Source organism: Pseudomonas sp. KH_046_1 (genome assembly GCF_057839025.1).
This window is the reverse complement of record NZ_CM174481.1, coordinates 6289235-6305692: the sequence shown is the minus strand read 5'-3', so window position 1 is coordinate 6305692 and position 16458 is coordinate 6289235. Positions and strand designations below refer to the sequence as shown.

Below are 16458 nucleotides of genomic sequence, written 5' to 3'. Positions count from 1 at the left end.
GGCTGGAATTCTGCTGCAGTTGATGGAGTCCGCTGACGCGCCCTTGCCTGGAAACGAGCTGCGCCGAGCCAGTGGCTCTTGTTTCGTGTCAGGCATTAGCCGTTGCAGCGGACCGATCCGGATAATTGCCAACAGTCGCACCCGTCGCAAGAAAATAATCCTCAATAATTATCAATAATCCCCGGTCCGGTTTTTGAGGTTTGTGACACGCTTGGTTTTTACGGTGCAGGCGCTAGAGTGCAGTAGCCCGTTGATTTACCTGATGGTCGGACGCCCAACTATGTTGTTGAACATTTGCGCTTAACACTCTGGCCTTCGGTTGCGATTTATCTATCTGAAATGAGGACTTGCCCATGGACCGCTTCCAGGAAATGCAGGTCTTCGCTGCTGTCGCCAAGGAGCAGGGTTTTTCGGCGGCGGCGCGGGGTTTGGGCCTGTCGGCGGCCAGTGTCACCCGAGCGGTAGCGGCGCTGGAGAAGCGAATAGGCACACAACTGCTCACGCGTACCACGCGCAGCGTGTATTTGAGCGAGGCCGGCCAGCGATATCTGGAAGACTGTCGGAGAATTCTCGCCGAGGTGCAGGAAGCCGAGGACTCGGCAGCGGGCAGCCATATCCATCCCCGTGGGCAACTGACCATCACCGCTCCGGTCTTGTTTGGAGAGCTGTTTGTCACGCCGTTGATGGTGAATTATCTGACGCAATTCCCCGAGGTCTGCATCAACGCGCTGCTGGTGGACCGGGTGGTGAGCGTGGTCGAGGAGGGCGTCGATGTGGCGATTCGCATCGGCGAACTCCCTGACAGCAACCAGCATGCGATTCGGGTCGGCGAGGTGCGTCGGGTGATCTGCGCCTCGCCACAGTTTCTGGCCGGCCATGGTCGGCCCAGGCATCCCCGGGAACTGGCCCAGGCGCCGATTATCGCGACCTCGGCTATCGGCCAACTCAGGAGTTGGCCATTCATTGAAGACGGCGAAACCTTGAGTGTCCGGGCTGAACCGCGACTGGTGGTGACGGCGAATCAGGCGGCCATCACGGCAGCCTGTCTGGGGTTGGGGTTCACGCGGGTACTGTCTTATCAAGTGGCGAGCAAGGTGGCTGCCGGTGAGCTGGAAATCATTCTGGCCGACTTCGAACTGCCGCCGTTGCCCATCCATGTGGTCTATCAGGGCGGGCGCAAAGCGCCGGCCCGGGTGCGCAGTTTTGTCGATTTCGCGGTGAAGACCCTGCGCGAGCATCCGGCACTCACGCGTTGAATTATTTCAAGCACTGAAATAATGGATTGCGTTGGCTGGTGATTCTGTTGGTTTGGATGTGAGTAGAAGATACGACCCATCTCTCCTGAACAGCAGCACTCACCCCGAGGTGTCGACCATGCAAGCGATCAAACTCTACAACTTCCCACGTTCCGGCCACGCTCATCGTGTCGAGTTGATGCTGTCCCTGCTGAAGCTGCCGACCGAATTGATCTTGGTTGATCTCGCCAAGGGCGAGCACAAGCAACCTGCGTTCCTGGCGCTCAATGCATTCGGCCAGGTACCGGTGATTGATGACCAGGGCGTGGTGTTGGCCGACTCCAACGCGATTCTGGTTTACCTGGCGCAAAAGTACGGCAACGGCCGCTGGCTGCCGGCTGATCCGGTAGGGGCCGCCAAGGTCCAGCGCTGGTTGTCGGCGGCTGCCGGTCCGATTGCCTTCGGCCCCGCCCGGGCAAGATTGATCACCGTGTTTGGCGCGCCTTACAACGCTGCGGAAGTGATTGCCTACGCCCATACCGTGCTCAAAGTGATCGATCACGAACTGACCAACACGCCTTATCTGGCCGGCACTGAACCGACGATTGCCGACGTTGCCGCCTACAGCTACATCGCCCATGCGCCCGAGGGCAATGTGTCGCTCGACGAGTACGCCAACATTCGCGCCTGGCTGGCCCGCATCGAAGCCTTGCCGGGTTTTGTCGGTATGCCGCGCACCGTCGCCGGCCTGCAAAAAACCGCCTGATGCCGGTGGCCCGGTGTTGCCGGGCCGCCCCGTTCTGCGCCAGTGGCGCAAGGGAGCAACCGTATGGACCGTTCACCTTGGCATGCTGGCGAGAAACAGCTGCAGGCACATGTGGGCGTTGCCGAACGAATGGAGGCGTTCGGTCGTAAGGTGATTCGCAGCGAGATGCCGGACCAGCACCGCACCTTCTATCAGCAATTGCCGTTCATGCTGTACGCAGCGGTGGATGCCGACGGTCGTCCCTGGGCCAGCATCCTGGAAGGTCATCCCGGTTTCGCCCACTCACCAGAACCTGGCTTGCTGCAATTTCGCAGCCTGCCGGCCTTTGATGATCCCGCGCAGTTGAGCGACGGCTCGGCCATCGGCCTGTTGGGCATCGAGTTGCACACCCGCCGCCGCAACCGCATCAATGGGCATGTTCGCGCCATGACCACAGACGGTTTCGCGGTGACGGTGGATCAGTCCTTCGGCAATTGCCCGCAGTACATTCAGTTGCGCCAGTTTCGCTCGGTGCCGCTGGCCGATCCCTCGACGCGTGCCGCCCAGCATTTCAACGAACTGGATGACGCGGCCAAAACTATGATCGCCGAGGCGGACACGTTCTTCGTTGCCAGTTATGTGGATGTCGACGGTGAGCGCTCGGTGGATGTGTCGCACCGCGGCGGTCAGGCCGGTTTCGTACAGGTGGAAGGCAATCGCCTGACCATTCCGGACTTCGCCGGCAATCTGCATTTCAACACCTTGGGCAACCTGCTGCTCAATCCCCGGGCCGGGTTGTTGTTCATCGACTTCAATACCGGTGATTTGCTGCAGCTCAGCGGGCGCACCGAAATCATCCTGGACGGTCCTCAGGTCGAGGCGTTCCAGGGAGCCGAGCGCCTGTGGACGATCGATGTCGAGCAGGTGGTCCGTCGCCCGGCCGCCCTGGCATTGCGCTGGCGCTTCGACGGAGTTTCACCCACCAGTTTGCTCACCGGCACTTGGGAGCAGGCCAAGGCGCGTTTGCAGGCCAAGGCCCTGGGCGATCAATGGCGGCCGTTGCGGGTGGTGCGGATTGAAGCGCAAAGCCACAACATTCGCTCGATTTACCTGGAGCCCGCCGATGGCGCCGGGTTGCCACTGTTTCAGGCCGGGCAGCATTTGCCCCTGCGCTTCAACATTGGCGGCGATGTGCACATTCGCACGTACAGCCTATCGAGCGCGCCGTCCGATGATTTTTTCCGCATCAGCGTGAAGCGTGACGGGCGGGTGTCTACGCATTTGCATGAGCAGATTCGTGTTGGCGACCTGTTGGAGGCGCGGGCGCCGCAAGGGCATTTCACCGTGGCGCCCCATGAGCGTCGGCCACTGGTGTTGCTGGCGGCCGGGGTCGGCATCACGCCGCTGTTGTCGATGCTGCGGGAGGTGGTTTACCAGGGTTTGCGCACCCGCCGTATCCGGCCGACATGGTTCATCCAGAGTTCGCGCACGCTGGCCGACCAGCCGTTTCGCCGGGAGCTGGATCGCTTGCTCGAGGATGCCGGTGACGCGGTGCGGGTGGTGCGCTTGCTCAGTCAACCGGAAGCCGAGGCGATACAAGGAGAGGACTTCGACCTCAGTGGACGGATCGACGTCGCGCTGCTCAAGGATCTGCTGACAGTCGAGGACTACGATCAGCCGGATTTTGTCGTCTGTGGCCCCGGAAGTTTTACCCAGTCGCTGTACGACGGCTTGCGCGAACTGGACATTCGCGATTCGCGGATTCACGCTGAAACCTTCGGCCCGTCCACCTTGCGCCGGCGATCGGACCCCGATGCGGTGGTCATCGAGCAACCGCCAGCCGCCACCACGTCCGTGCCCGTGGTGTTCCAGCGTTCGGCCAAGGAGGCGCGCTGGCAACCGGATGGCGGCAGCTTGCTGGAGTTGGCGGAAAGCCGTGGCCTGCGTCCGGAATTCAGTTGTCGTGGTGGTTCCTGCGGCACCTGCAGTACGCGCCTGATCAGCGGTCAGGTGCATTACCCACTGCCTCCAGCGGAGGTGCCGGATGACGGACAAGTGCTGATTTGCTGTGCGATTCCGGCGCAGGGGGCGCAGCCGTTGGTGCTCGATATCTGACGATCATTGCAGGCGAATATTGCCCGCCGGTCGATGGCTGGGTAGGGTAGTGAGCAGAACGAAAAAGGGCCGCAGAGGCCCTTTCTGCATTTCAGGAACAGGCGTTTCAATGGTTTTTTTCACTCGCTCGATGGTCTTGCTGATGGCGCTGGCGCTCACCACCGGTTGCGAAAGACAGGATGCACCGCCGCTGGATCAACAGCTTTACGTCTGGCAGCGCCAGTGGACGCCGGCCCACGACGCAGCCCTCAGGGACAGCCGCGTCGATTTTTCGACGTTGCGAGTGCTGGCCTTGCAGGCTTTCCCCAACGCCGGCTGGAGTCGGGCCCGGATTGACCCGGCACTGCTCAAGCGCGATGGCCGGCCGGTGATTGCGGTGATCCGCCTGGATGGGCAGCTCAAGGCGCTGGATCAGGATGAGGTTACGGCGCAAATCCGGCAGGTGATCAGCGATTGGCAGGGACAGGGATTGAACCTCGCCGGCGTGGAAATCGACCATGATGCGGGTAATGCCCGGCTACCGGTGTATCGCCAGTTTCTCGCGCATTTGCGCGGAGCATTGCCGACGTCGTTGCCCCTGAGCATCACTGCGTTGCCGTCCTGGCTCGACAGTCGCGAACTGTCGGCGTTGTTATCCACAGTCGACAGCAGTGTGTTGCAGGTACACGCGGTGAGCGATCCGCGTCGTGGCTTGTTTGATGCCGATCAGGCCCGGCAATGGGCGAAGGCCTGGAGCCGTATCACGACGAAACCCTTCTATCTGGCGCTGCCGGCCTATGGCGTGGCGTTGCTGCCGTCGGCGGGTGGCGCGCCCATTGTGGAAAGCGAAGTCACGGTGGAGCGCGAAGGACTGCGCCGGGAGTTGCTCGCCGATCCGCAGTCGTTACGCACCCTCGGTACCGAGCTGCGGGCCGATCCACCGAAACATCTTGCGGGCCTGATCTGGTTTCGCCTGCCATTGGCCAACGACCGTCGGGCCTGGAGCCTGACTACTTTGCGCGCCGTGGCGCGGGGGGATGCGCTCGACAGTCAATTGAACCTGAAACTCTCGGCCGACAATGGCCTCTATGACATCGGCATCAGCAACCAGGGCAACCTCGACCGCACCTGGCCCGAACGTCTGACACTGGCGGTCAGCGGTTGTGAGGGCGCCGATGCCTTGGCCGGTTACGCGTTGCAACAGCGTCCGGATCTGCTTACCTTCACCCGCCTGCGCGATGGCCGAATTCCGGCCGGCGGACAGCGTGCCATTGGTTGGGCTCGCTGCGCACACATTGATCAAGGAGGTTCGAATGTTCACCCGTAACTGGCCGCGTCATTTGCTTTGCCTGAGCCTCAGCTTGCCGCTGGGTTCGGCGCTGGCCTGCGGCCCGGACTTCCCCATGCGCCTGCTGGATAACCGAGGTCAGTCGCTGGCGGAACTGCCGGAAGGCAACTTCAGCTTCGAAATCAGCCGCCTCGGCCACGCCATCAAAGGCTTGAAGAATGTCACCGCTGGCGCCAACTACGCGGATGAAACTGACCCGGTAGCGCTGCGGGATCAGGCCGAGCAAGCCGGACTGCCCGCTGAGCAACAAGTGTTGGTGAAACACCTGCGCAGCCTGACGGATGCCCGTCAGGTTGAAACCGAAGGGGCGCAACTGCCGCCTGAACTCAGGTTGTACCTGGCCGGCGCTGTGGCATTTGGCGCGGGTGATCCTGCCTTGGCCGCCGGGTATTTCAAGAAAGTGCTGGCCTTGCCCGCCGAGCAACGGGCCTCGCGCAGCACCTGGGCGGCTTATTCGCTGGGGCGCGCGTTGTTCGCCATGAGCGTCGAAGCTGATGCGGCTCCGGGTCTGCTTGAGCAATCCGCAAGGGCCTTCGAGCAAGCCCGGCAACTGAGCATCGACGGCTTCAGCGATCCACTGGAACTGGGTGTCGCCAGCCTCGGCGAAGAAGCCCGGGTAGTACGCACCGCTGGCGACTGGAACCGCGCCATCGAGCTGTACGCCACGCAGAATCTGCACGGCTCCGCGGTGGGCTACGAATCGCTGAAGCTATTGATGGCGGACCTGATGACGCTGCCGGAGGATCAAGTGGCCAAGTTGCTCAAGGGCCAGCCAGTGCAGCAACTGGTGACCGCATCGCTGATCAGTCGGTTGGGTTGGTCGTTCGGCGATCAACCGGCCAACGAACAAAAAATGATCAAGCTGCTGCAAAACAGCACCCGTGGCAGTCTCGAAAACGCAGACCGCCTGGCGGCGATGAATTATCAACAGGGCGATTACGCCAGCGCCAAGGCTTTCCTCGAACACGCCGGCGATGGCGGTTTGGCCTGGTGGCTGCGGGCAAAACTGGCAGTGCGCGAGGGCGATAAGAGCGCGGCCGCCGCAGCCTATGCCAAAGCGGCCCAGGCCTTCCCGCAGAATGAATCCTGGGGCGAGCGACGGACCCCGGACTTCGATTACGAAACGCTTCAGCCCAAATGCCGGGTCGAGGGTGAAAGTGCGATCCTGGCCCTGCAACGCGGGGATTACCTGCAAGCCTTCGATCAGCTGTATCGCAGCCAAAGCATTTACTGGTTCGACGCCGCCACCGTTGCCGAGCGCGTGTTGACCCTCGAAGAACTCAAGCACTACGTCGACACTCAAGTGCCGGCACCCCTGCCGCTCAGCCAGCAGGACCGCGACAACTACGTGCCCTTGCCGGTGGCGGCGAGCCTGCGCAATCTGCTGGGTCGGCGCTTGCTGCGCGAGGGGCATTACGAGGAGGCGCCGGCGTACTTCGATAACGTCGATTTGCAGAACAAGGCCAAGTCGTATGCCATTTTGCGCAAAGAGGCCGATGCCGCTTGGTGGCCGACGACGCGGGCGGCAGCCTTGTTTAACTCGGCTGTCGTCGCGCGTAAGGCGGGAATGGAAATTCTCGGTTACGAAATGGCCCCGGACTTCGCCACGTTTGACGGCAACTACGTGCTGGACAGCGCGGAACTGAAGGTCGGGCCGCTGGTGGCCGCAGACGAAGTGAAGCGTCAGCAGGTCAGCGCTGCCCAGCCAGATCAGCGTTACCACTACCGGTATGTTGCCACGGCGCTGGCCAGCCAGGCGGCGGACCTTTTACCTCACAGCAGCCAGGCTTTTGCCGCGGTGCTGTGTCAGGCGTACGGATGGAATAGCAGTCTCGAAGAACAAAGTGCGCTGTACCAACGCTATGTCAAAGAAGGTCCCTACGTGGATTGGGCGTTCAACTTCGGCTCTCAATGTCCGTATCCGGATTTCCAGAATGCCGACAAGCGTTATGTAACGCAGGTGACCGATGCCGCGCGTTCGTCATTGCGACCCTATAAAAAACCTCTGCAATATGGCGCAGTGATTGTCATAACAGCTGTCGCGTTGTGGCTGATCAACCGTCGCCGGCGCAAGGTGCAGTGAGGTTCAAGCCTGTTGCACAAAGGTCAGCTGCACGGCGAAACCGATCAACAGGCTGCCGAACAACCATTGTTGCAGGCGCTGGGCTGAGGGGCTGCGTTGCAGCCAACGGCCGAGTGCCGCGCCGATCAAAGCGTAGGCGCTGTCGAACAGCAAACCGACACCGACCAGCACCACGCCCAACGTCGCAAATTGCCCGAGCACCGGCCCGGCCTGTGGGTCGATGAATTGCGGTAGTAGCACGGAGCAGAACAACAGTGCCTTGGGATTGAGCAGGTTGGTCAGCAGTCCGCGTCGGATGGCTGCGCCCCAGCGTGGTTTTTCGCCGGTTGCGTCGGCGCTGGTGAGGCTCGGCAGCATCGTGGTTCGCAGGCACTGAATGCCGATCCACAGCAGATACGCGGCACCGGCCAGGCGCACCACGTCGAAAGTCCAGGGCGCCGCCTTGAACAGTGCAGCCAGCCCCAGCGCCGCCAATGCCACATGGCAACCCCGGGCGATGCCCAGGCCCACGGCCGTGGCCAGCGCGGCGCCTTTGCCCTGGCGGGCACCGGTCTGCAACAGCAGGATCATGTCGGGCCCCGGCAACAGGTAGACCACTGCCAGTGCCATGAAAAACAGCCAGAGACCTTGCATGTTGCACCCCATTCGTTGTCGATTTGGTCGTGCCAGTCTAGGGCTGAAGGGCGGGGCAGGTGCTTGCGTTGTCAGCTTCTATCGGGTCGTGCATTGGCATAATCTGCCACTTAATCAAGATTGAACCATCAGGATCTGCCAAACCATGAAACTCGACGCCTACGACCGCAAGATTCTCGCCGCGCTGCAACGGGATGGCCGCCTGAGCAATGTGCAACTGGCAGACGAGATCGGCCTGTCGGCATCGCCTTGCTTGCGCCGGGTTCGGATGCTTGAAGAGGCGGGGGTTATTCGCGGCTACCAGGCCAATCTGGATCGCGATGAAGTGGGGTTGGGGCTGACGGTGTTTGTCGGGGTCAAGGTCGAGCGTCATAACGACGAACAAGCCGAAGCCTTTCGCCAGGCGGTGACGGCATTACCCGAGGTGATTTCGGCGTTTCTGGTGTCAGGGGAGTCGGATTTTCTGCTGCAGGTGGTGGTGCCGGACTTGCGCGCCTATGACCGCTTTCTCACCGGGCGATTGTTGAAGCTGCCGGGTGTGAGCGACATCCGCAGCAACTTTGCGATTCACACGGTGAAGGCCCCGGGGGTGTTGCCGCTGGAGCATTTGCCGCTGTAGACCGAGTCGTCTGCATCGCGAGCAGGCTCGCTCCCACAAGGCTTGCGCTGTACCTGTGGGAGCGAGCCTGCTCGCGATAGCGATAGATCAGTCACTGCAACGCTTCAAGTCTTACATCTGCGTCGCCATCCCCTCCACATTCATCGCCGCCTGGCGCAAGGCTTCGGAGCGGGTCGGGTGCGGGTGGCAGGTCAGGGCAATGTCTTCGGCCGACGCGCTGAACTCCATGGCCACGCAGTACTCGCCAATCATTTCACTGACGCTCGGGCCGACCAGGTGCACGCCAAGGACTTCATCCGTGCGCTCATCAGCCAGCACTTTGGCGAAGCCTTCGGTTTCGTGGTTGATCTTCGCCCGACTGTTGGCGGTGAAGGGAAACTTGCCGACCTTGTACGCTCGGCCTTCGGCCTTGAGCTGCTCTTCGGTCTTGCCGACGCTGGCCAGTTCCGGTTTGGTGTAGACCACACTGGGGATCAGGTTGTAATTGACCTCGCCCGCCTTGCCGACGATCTGCTCGACGCAGGCCATGGCTTCGTCCTCGGCCTTGTGGGCGAGCATGGGACCCGAGGTCACGTCACCAATCACCCAGACCCCGGCGGCTTCGGTGCGATGCCCCTTGTTGGTGAGCATGCCGCGTTTGTCAGTGGCGAGGCCGACGTTCTCCAGGCCCAGGCCCTGTGTATAAGGTCGGCGCCCGATGGCCACTAGCACGTAATCGGCTTCCAGCAACTCGGCGGTACCGCCAGCGGCAGGCTCGATGCTGAGCTGAACGCCATTGGCGGAGCTGGTGGCGCTGGTCACTTTTGAACTCAATTTGAAACTCAAGCCTTGCTTGCTCAGGGAGCGTTGCAGGGTTTTGCCGGCTTCGATGTCCACGCCGGGGCAGATCCGGTCGAGAAACTCGACCACCGTTACCTGTGCCCCAAGGCGTCGCCAGACCGAACCCAGTTCCAGGCCGATCACGCCGGCGCCGATCACCACCAGATGCTTGGGCACCTCGCTCAGGGCCAGGGCACCGGTGGAGTCGAGGATGCGTTTGTTATCGATGTCCACACCAGGCAGGGGCGTGGGCTCGGAACCGGTGGCGATGATGATGTCCCTGGCGATCAGTTCGGTCTTGCCACCGGCGCTATCGGTCACCGTGACTTTGCCCGGTCCGTCGATGTGGCCCCAGCCTTTGATCCAGTCGACTTTGTTTTTGCGGAAAAGAAATTCGATGCCCTTGGTCAACCCGGTAACGCTTTCATCCTTTTGCGTCATCATCCGGGCGAGGTTGAGGCTGGGTTTGACGTCGATCCCCAGGTTGGCAAATTCCGCCCCCATGGCCGCGTCGTACAGTTCGGAGGCATGCAGCAACGCCTTGGACGGCATGCAACCAACGTTCAGGCAGGTGCCGCCGAGTGTGGCGCGTCCTTCCACGCAGGCGGCTTTCAGACCCAGTTGTCCGGCGCGGATCGCCGCGTTGTAACCACCGGGGCCACCGCCGAGTATCACGACGTCATAAATGCTCATGGATGTACTCCTGGATCGAAAGGGGGTAGGGATGGGTAAAAGTAGTTCCTGGATAAAATTACGGGCGTAATATGTGCGTTCTGCCGTCTTTCGGTCAAGGCTTCAGCTAAGTGACAGGTTGGGAATCTTTAGATAGCGCGCTTGAAAACAGAAATTTCACCATTTTCGTTATATCGTAACGAATTGTTCTGTAAGCGAAGACACTCTGGGGTGGTATGCAAGTCGATCTCGATGTTGATGAAGCGCCGTTAGCCGGGTTGCCGCGCTTTCAGCAGGCGGTCATTCAAGGGCGGCGTTTGCGCCAGTTCGCCATCGGTGCGGGCGTATTCGCGACGGTGGGTGTGCTGCTGGCGTTTTTTGTCGGACTGTTTTCGTCGCAAACACTGTGGCCAGCGTTGCTGCTGAACCTGAGCGCGGCGTCTGTGGTGTTGATGGCCGGTTTGCAATCGGCCGGGTGGGTAGCCCAGTGGCGTGCCCGCGCCATGAGTCCCGAGGTGCCGGTGGTCGTTGTCGACGAGTCTGTCGCGCCTTCGGGGTGGTATGAGCGTTTGCTGGACCGGATCATCCAGCAATCGCAGCACCTGCTCGGGCAAATCGGCGCGCCGACGCTGTGGCTTGGCGGCTGGGCATTGTTGGCGGTATTGGGCGTCGAACTGGCCTGGAACCTCACGTTGCCCCCGGCAGCGCTGGGCCTGTCGGCCACGGTCGGGGCTGCGTGCTTTTTGCTGTTGGCGTTCGGTCTGTTGGTGATGGAGCGCCATCTGGCGCAGGAAAACACCGCGCAATGGCCTGAAGCCGCTACGTTGGCGCAATTGATTCGTGTGGCGATCATCAGCCTGGTGCTCGGTGCTTTTTGTCTGTTGTTTGCCGATGAAACGTCGGTGTGGCCTGTACGCCTGGCGGTGTTGATTGGACTGCTACCGGGGCTGGTGGCGGTAGAACTGTTGCTGCGCGCGGTGTTGTCATTGTTCAGTCCGCGCCGCGACCGTCTTGAGCCGGAGTTGTTGGCGCGCAGTTTTGTCGCTGACATGCTGCGCTGGCCACCACAGCCATTGCTGGCGTTGCAGCACGAATTGCATAACCGCTTCGGCATCGATCTGCGGCAGATCTGGGCCTTCACTTACATGCGTCGGGCGTTCCTGCCGGTGCTGGCGGTGGTGTCGCTGGTTGGCTGGTCGCTGACCGGTATTCACGAAATTGCCCTGCAAGGGCGTGGCATCTACGAACGATTCGGCAAGCCAGTGGAGGTGTTCGGTCCAGGCTTGCACATGGGTTTGCCTTGGCCATTGGGCCGGGTGTTGAGCGTCGAGAATGGCGTGGTTCACGAGTTGGCCACCAGTGTTGGCGAAACCACAGCCCCCATTCAGGCCGACCCCGCTGAAGGTCCGGCCCCGGCGATTGCCAATCGCCTGTGGGACGCCAGCCATGTGAACGACAAATCCCAGGTGATCGCCAGCAGCCGAGCCGACAAGCAGAGCTTTCAGATCGTCAACATGGACGTGCGCTTCGTCTATCGCATCGGTCTGAGCGATGAGGCGGCGTTGGCCGCGACCTATAACAGTGCCGATGTGCCGATGTTGATTCGCAGCACCGCCAGCCGAATCCTGGTTCACGACTTCGCCTCGCGCACCCTCGACGGATTGCTTGGCGAGGACAGGGTAGGGCTGGCCGAAGAGATCGGCCGCGCAGTTCAGGCGGACCTGAAAAAACTCGACAGCGGCGTGGAAATTCTCGCCACGGTGGTCGAAGCGATTCATCCTCCGGCCGGTGCAGCCAATGCCTATCACGGCGTGCAAGCGGCGCAGATTGGCGCGCAAGCCTTGATCGCCCGTGAACGTGGCGCCGCCGCCGAGGCTACCAACCAGGCGCAGTTGCAGGCCAGCATCGCCCGCGATCAGGCGACGGCCAGCGCCCGTGAAATCAACGCTGGCGCCCAGGCCGCAGACCTGAAATTCAACGCCGAGCAAAAAGCCTATGCCAGCGCTGGCCAGGCCTTTGTGCTGGAGCAGTATTTCAGTCAGTTGTCCCAGGGTTTGGCCAACGCCAAATTGCTGGTGCTCGATCATCGTCTGGGCGGCAGCAGCAATGCGCCGACCATCGACCTCCGTACTTTCACGCTGCCGGTTGACCCTGCGCCGTCGCGTAAAACCGCTCAGCCAGGAGCTGCCAATTGAGCCAGTCCCATACGCACGATCACGCCGGCCACGATCACGGTCATGGCGGGCATCACCACCACGGCCATCACCATCATCACGGCGATCCGCAGGAGGCCGGTCCATTCCCGTGGCGCCGGATGGGATGGGCGGCATTGCTGGTGGCGTTTGCGGTCGCCGCCGCGAGCCTGGTGCAGGTGCGATCGGGGGAGGCCACGGTAATCACGCGCTTCGGCAATCCATCGCGAGTCTTGCTGGAGCCGGGACTGGGTTGGCGCTGGCCGGCACCGTTCGAAGCAGCGATTCCGGTGGATCTGCGGCTGCGCACCACGTCCAGCGGTTTGCAGGATGTCGGTACGCGGGACGGTTTGCGCATCATCGTTCAGGCCTACGTGGCGTGGCAGGTGCAGGGCGATCCGGACAACGTGCAACGTTTCATGCGCGCGGTGCAGAACCAGCCCGATGAAGCCGCGCGGCAGATTCGCACCTTTGTCGGCTCCGCACTGGAAACCACCGCCAGCAGTTTTGATCTGGCGAACCTGGTCAATACCGATGCCAGCCAGGTGCGCATTGCCGATTTCGAAGCACAACTGCGCAAGCAAATCGATCAGCAGCTGCTCACCACTTATGGCGTGCGCGTATTGCAGGTCGGTATCGAACGATTGACGCTGCCTTCGGTGACGCTCACCGCGACGGTCGACCGGATGCGCGCCGAGCGTGAAACCATCGCTACTGAGCGCACGGCTATCGGTAAGCGTGAGGCCGCGCAAATTCGTTCCGCCGCCGAGCGTGATGCGCGAATTGTGCAGGCCGATGCCACGGTGAAAGCAGCGGATATCGAAGCGCAATCGCGCGTCGAAGCGGCGCAGATTTACGGTCGCGCCTACGCGGGATCGCCGCAGCTCTACAACCTGCTGCGCTCGCTCGACACCTTGGGCACGGTGGTGACGCCGGGAACCAAGCTGATTCTGCGCACCGACGCCGCACCGTTCCGGGTGTTGGTTGATGGTCCGCCGAGCCTCGACAACAAGTCCGGATCGCAGCCATGAGTTTGGTTCCACGTGGAACAAATGAGTTGAGCAGCCCCTGGATTCAGGCCGGGCGCTTGGCGTTTCTCGCCCTGTACGCGGTGACAGTGTTGGCGGCGTTGGCTTGGGCGTTTTCCAATGTGCGGCAGATCGATCCGCAAAATCGCGCGGTGGTTTTGCATTTCGGCGCGCTGGATCGCATTCAGAATGCCGGGCTGTTACTGGCATGGCCGCAACCGTTCGAGCGGGTGATTTTGTTGCCGGCGGCGGAGCGGGTGATCGAGCGTCGAGTGGAAGGTTTGTTGCGCAGTGGTGCTGCGATCCAGGCAGATCGCGTGGCCAGTTTTGCCACGCCCATCAGCGATGCCCTCGCAGGCTCCGGCTATCTGTTAACGGGTGATGCCGGTGTGGTGCAACTGGATGTTCGGGTTTTCTACAAAGTCACTGAACCCTATGCGTTCGTACTTCAGGCCGAACATGTGTTGCCGGCACTGGATCGGTTGGTCACCCGCAGCGCTGTGGCACTCACCGCCGCACGCGATCTGGACACTATCCTGGTTGCCCGGCCAGAGCTGATCGGTGCTGACAGTCAGGCGGCGGAACGACGCGAGCGCTTGCGAGGCGATCTGGTGCAGGGCATCAACCAGCGTCTTGCTGAACTCACGGCGACGGGGCAGGGACTGGGGATCGAGGTGGCGCGGGTCGATGTGCAATCGAGTCTGCCAAGCCCAGCAGTGAATGCCTTCAATGCGGTACTCACAGCGAGCCAGCAGGCCGACAAAGCCGTGGCCAATGCGCGTACCGAAGCCGAAAAGCTGACGCAAACTGCCAACGAGCAAGCCGACAGAACATTACAGGTTGCCCATGCCCAGGCCAGTGAACGACTGGCCAAAGCATCCACCGACACGGCCACGGTGTTGAGCCTGGCCAAGGCGCAACAACAGGGCACTGACCCGCAAATGCTGCTGCGCATTTATCGCGAGCGGTTGCCGAAAATTCTTGGTCAGGCCGGTTCAGTCACGACGGTCGATCCCAAAGACGATTCCCGCCTGATCATTCAGGGAGCTGCACAATGACCGCTCAAACCGCCGCCGCACCGAGCCTGTTGTCTTCGGCCGAACAGCGCCGCGCCGCGCGCCAGTTGACCCTGGCCATGCTCGCATTGGGCCTGCTCGCGCTGGGCTTGATCTGGCGTTGGCTGGCGCCGGAGCAGACTGGCGTCAGTCAGCTGCTGCTGGGTTTTGCCTCGCTGCTGGTCGCCGTTCCGGTCATGCGCTCGGCCTGGTACAGCCTGCGTTATCCAAGCCTGCATGGCATCACTGATCAATTGATTGCCCTGGCCATGCTGGGTGCCTGGGCCACCGGGGATCTGCTGACGGCGGCCCTGTTGCCGATCATCATGATCTTCGGTCACGTGCTGGAGGAGCGCAGCGTGATCGGTTCCCAGGAGGCGATTCACGCACTCGGCAAACTGACCCGCAGCCACGCGCGCAAGGTGCAGGCGGACGGCTCCATCATCGAAGTCGACAACGGCACGCTCAAGGCCGGCGATCTGGTCGAGGTCCGCGCGGGGGACAGGGTGCCGGCGGATGGTCGGGTGTTGTCCGGCCAGGCCAGTCTGGACACCGCTTCCATTACCGGGGAATCGGTACCGATGGAAGCGGGCGTCGGCATGTCGGTGTTCGGCGGCGCGATCAACCTCGACGGTCTGCTGCGAATCGAAGTGACCCGCACCGGCCAGGAATCGACCCTCGGCAAAGTCATCGCCCTGATGCAAAACGCCGAGCGCTCGAAACCGCCGATCACTCGTTTGCTTGAGCGTTACGCGGGCAGCTATATGGTGCTGGTGTTGCTGCTGGCGGCGGTGACCTGGTTCATCACCAACAACGCTCAAGCGATGCTCGCGGTGTTGGTGGCGGCCTGTCCTTGTGCGCTGGTGTTGTCGGCACCGGCCACGGCGATTGCCGGGGTGGCGGTAGCGGCACGCCACGGGATTCTGATCCGCAGTTCTGCGTTCCTCGAAGAGTTGGCGGACCTGACTTCGCTGGTGGTCGACAAGACCGGGACGCTGACCTTCGGCACCTTGCGCCTGCAATCCATCGACAGTCCGCTGGAGGACCGCAGCCATGTCCTGAAGCTCGCCGCCAGCCTCGGCTCGGCCAGCAGTCACCCGGTCAGCCGTGCGCTGGCGGGGTTGGTGACCCAGGAGCATTTCCTGCTGCTTTCTGACATTCATGAGCGCCAGGGCCTGGGCGTGGTGGCGATGACCGAGCAGGGCGAAGCGGCGCTCGGCCGGCCGGAGTTGTTTGCGCAACTGGGCATCAGCACAACGGAGGTTCCCGATCACGACGGTCCGATTGCCGGGCTGGCGCTCAATGGGGAGTTTCTTGCCTGGCTGTTGCTGGCCGACAGTGTCAAACCCGAGGCGCAATTTGCCTTGGGTGAGTTGCGCGACCTCGGATTGGGTCGCCAGTTGTTGCTCACCGGTGACCGCCACAGCGTCGCGCAAACGCTTGCTCGGGATGTCGGGATCAGCGACGTCGAAGCGCAAGCCCTGCCCGAAGACAAACTGAACCGCGTGCTCAAGGAAATCGACAGCGGCTTCCGGCCGATGGTGGTCGGCGATGGCATCAATGACTCCCTGGCCCTCAAGGCTGGCGTGGTGGGTGTGGCCATGGGCGCCGGCGGTGCGGACATCGCCCTGGCATCGGCGGACATCGTGCTGATCGGCAGTGACCTGCGCCGCCTCGGCACCTGCGTGCGCCTGAGTCGTCAGTGCCGCCAGACGTTGCAGGTCAATGTGATCATCGGGCTGGGCTGGACCCTGGCGATCGTGGCCTTCGCCGCGTTCGGCTGGCTTGGCGCTGCCGGGGCGATGATTGCGGCGTTGCTGCATAACCTCAGCACCTTGTTGGTGTTGGGCAATGCCGGTCGTTTGCTGCGGTTCCAGGAGCCGTTGCTCAAACTGAAGGACGAAGCCTGAAGGCGATGCTCTAAACCGGGTCATC

The 16458-nt window shown here is 62.0% G+C and carries 12 protein-coding genes; 10 read left to right on the top strand and 2 right to left on the bottom strand.

Annotation, left to right across the window (positions count from 1 at the left end; all coding sequences use genetic code 11):
• Positions 1–353: 353 nt before the first annotated feature.
• The 5 genes from AC3IT9_RS28985 (at position 354) to AC3IT9_RS28965 (ending at position 7505) form a co-directional block, all read left to right on the top strand.
• Positions 354–1256, top strand: a complete 903-nt coding sequence (locus AC3IT9_RS28985; protein WP_489271568.1) for a LysR family transcriptional regulator — start codon at positions 354–356, stop codon at positions 1254–1256.
• Positions 1257–1374: 118 nt separating this feature from the next.
• The gene (locus tag AC3IT9_RS28980; protein WP_489271567.1) at positions 1375–2001 is read left to right on the top strand and encodes a glutathione S-transferase family protein; all 627 of its coding nucleotides are present in this window, start codon (positions 1375–1377) and stop codon (positions 1999–2001) included.
• A gap of 63 nt (positions 2002–2064) precedes the next feature.
• Positions 2065–4095, top strand: coding sequence for a pyridoxamine 5'-phosphate oxidase family protein (locus AC3IT9_RS28975; protein ID WP_489271566.1), 2031 nt, complete (start codon positions 2065–2067; stop codon positions 4093–4095).
• Between the two features lie 109 nt (positions 4096–4204).
• Positions 4205–5401, top strand: coding sequence for a DUF3142 domain-containing protein (locus AC3IT9_RS28970; RefSeq protein ID WP_489271565.1), 1197 nt, complete (start codon positions 4205–4207; stop codon positions 5399–5401).
• A complete protein-coding gene (locus AC3IT9_RS28965; protein ID WP_489271563.1) occupies positions 5388–7505 on the top strand; it encodes a hypothetical protein in 2118 nt (705 codons plus the stop codon). Before AC3IT9_RS28970 ends, AC3IT9_RS28965 begins: the two co-directional genes overlap by 14 nt.
• Positions 7506–7508: 3 nt before the next feature.
• Here the strand turns inward: AC3IT9_RS28965 and AC3IT9_RS28960 are convergent, their stop codons facing one another.
• Positions 7509–8138 (bottom strand): LysE family translocator, encoded by a 630-nt coding sequence (locus tag AC3IT9_RS28960; RefSeq protein WP_489271562.1) that lies wholly within the window; start codon positions 8136–8138, stop codon positions 7509–7511.
• A gap of 145 nt (positions 8139–8283) precedes the next feature.
• Between AC3IT9_RS28960 and AC3IT9_RS28955 the strand changes: the two genes are divergently transcribed.
• Positions 8284–8757 (top strand): Lrp/AsnC family transcriptional regulator, encoded by a 474-nt coding sequence (locus AC3IT9_RS28955; RefSeq protein WP_150724827.1) that lies wholly within the window; start codon positions 8284–8286, stop codon positions 8755–8757.
• 111 nt (positions 8758–8868) lie between these two features.
• On the opposite strand, the gene lpdA is transcribed toward AC3IT9_RS28955, so the two are convergent.
• A complete protein-coding gene (gene lpdA, locus AC3IT9_RS28950; protein WP_489271560.1) occupies positions 8869–10269 on the bottom strand; it encodes a dihydrolipoyl dehydrogenase in 1401 nt (466 codons plus the stop codon).
• Positions 10270–10484: 215 nt separating this feature from the next.
• Here lpdA and hflK (AC3IT9_RS28945) point away from each other — a divergent pair, with 215 nt between their 5' ends.
• The 4 genes from hflK (AC3IT9_RS28945) to AC3IT9_RS28930 are packed head-to-tail and all read left to right on the top strand — an operon-like array spanning position 10485 to position 16433.
• A complete protein-coding gene (gene hflK / locus AC3IT9_RS28945; protein ID WP_489271558.1) occupies positions 10485–12443 on the top strand; it encodes a protease modulator HflK in 1959 nt (652 codons plus the stop codon).
• Positions 12440–13471, top strand: coding sequence for a protease modulator HflC (gene hflC, locus AC3IT9_RS28940; protein ID WP_489271557.1), 1032 nt, complete (start codon positions 12440–12442; stop codon positions 13469–13471). Before hflK (AC3IT9_RS28945) ends, hflC begins: the two co-directional genes overlap by 4 nt.
• Positions 13468–14526, top strand: coding sequence for a protease modulator HflK (gene hflK / locus AC3IT9_RS28935; RefSeq protein WP_489271555.1), 1059 nt, complete (start codon positions 13468–13470; stop codon positions 14524–14526). The genes hflC and hflK (AC3IT9_RS28935) overlap by 4 nt, the downstream gene beginning before the upstream one ends.
• Positions 14523–16433: a heavy metal translocating P-type ATPase gene (locus AC3IT9_RS28930; protein ID WP_489271554.1), complete on the top strand. Its 1911-nt coding sequence runs from the start codon at positions 14523–14525 to the stop codon at positions 16431–16433. The genes hflK (AC3IT9_RS28935) and AC3IT9_RS28930 overlap by 4 nt, the downstream gene beginning before the upstream one ends.
• Positions 16434–16458 lie beyond the last annotated feature (25 nt).

Excerpts from the sequence above, each read along its gene's own strand:
- AC3IT9_RS28985 (WP_489271568.1), top strand. The coding sequence starts at position 354 with ATGGACCGCTTCCAGGAAATGCAGGTCTTCGCTGCTGTCGCCAAGGAG.
- AC3IT9_RS28970 (WP_489271565.1), top strand. The coding sequence starts at position 4,205 with ATGGTTTTTTTCACTCGCTCGATGGTCTTGCTGATGGCGCTGGCGCTC.
- AC3IT9_RS28960 (WP_489271562.1), bottom strand. The coding sequence starts at position 8,138 with ATGCAAGGTCTCTGGCTGTTTTTCATGGCACTGGCAGTGGTCTACCTG.
- AC3IT9_RS28930 (WP_489271554.1), top strand. The coding sequence starts at position 14,523 with ATGACCGCTCAAACCGCCGCCGCACCGAGCCTGTTGTCTTCGGCCGAA.
- AC3IT9_RS28965 (WP_489271563.1), top strand. The coding sequence starts at position 5,388 with ATGTTCACCCGTAACTGGCCGCGTCATTTGCTTTGCCTGAGCCTCAGC.
- hflK (WP_489271558.1), top strand. The coding sequence starts at position 10,485 with ATGCAAGTCGATCTCGATGTTGATGAAGCGCCGTTAGCCGGGTTGCCG.
- AC3IT9_RS28980 (WP_489271567.1), top strand. The coding sequence starts at position 1,375 with ATGCAAGCGATCAAACTCTACAACTTCCCACGTTCCGGCCACGCTCAT.
- lpdA (WP_489271560.1), bottom strand. The coding sequence starts at position 10,269 with ATGAGCATTTATGACGTCGTGATACTCGGCGGTGGCCCCGGTGGTTAC.
- hflK (WP_489271555.1), top strand. The coding sequence starts at position 13,468 with ATGAGTTTGGTTCCACGTGGAACAAATGAGTTGAGCAGCCCCTGGATT.
- AC3IT9_RS28955 (WP_150724827.1), top strand. The coding sequence starts at position 8,284 with ATGAAACTCGACGCCTACGACCGCAAGATTCTCGCCGCGCTGCAACGG.
- AC3IT9_RS28975 (WP_489271566.1), top strand. The coding sequence starts at position 2,065 with ATGGACCGTTCACCTTGGCATGCTGGCGAGAAACAGCTGCAGGCACAT.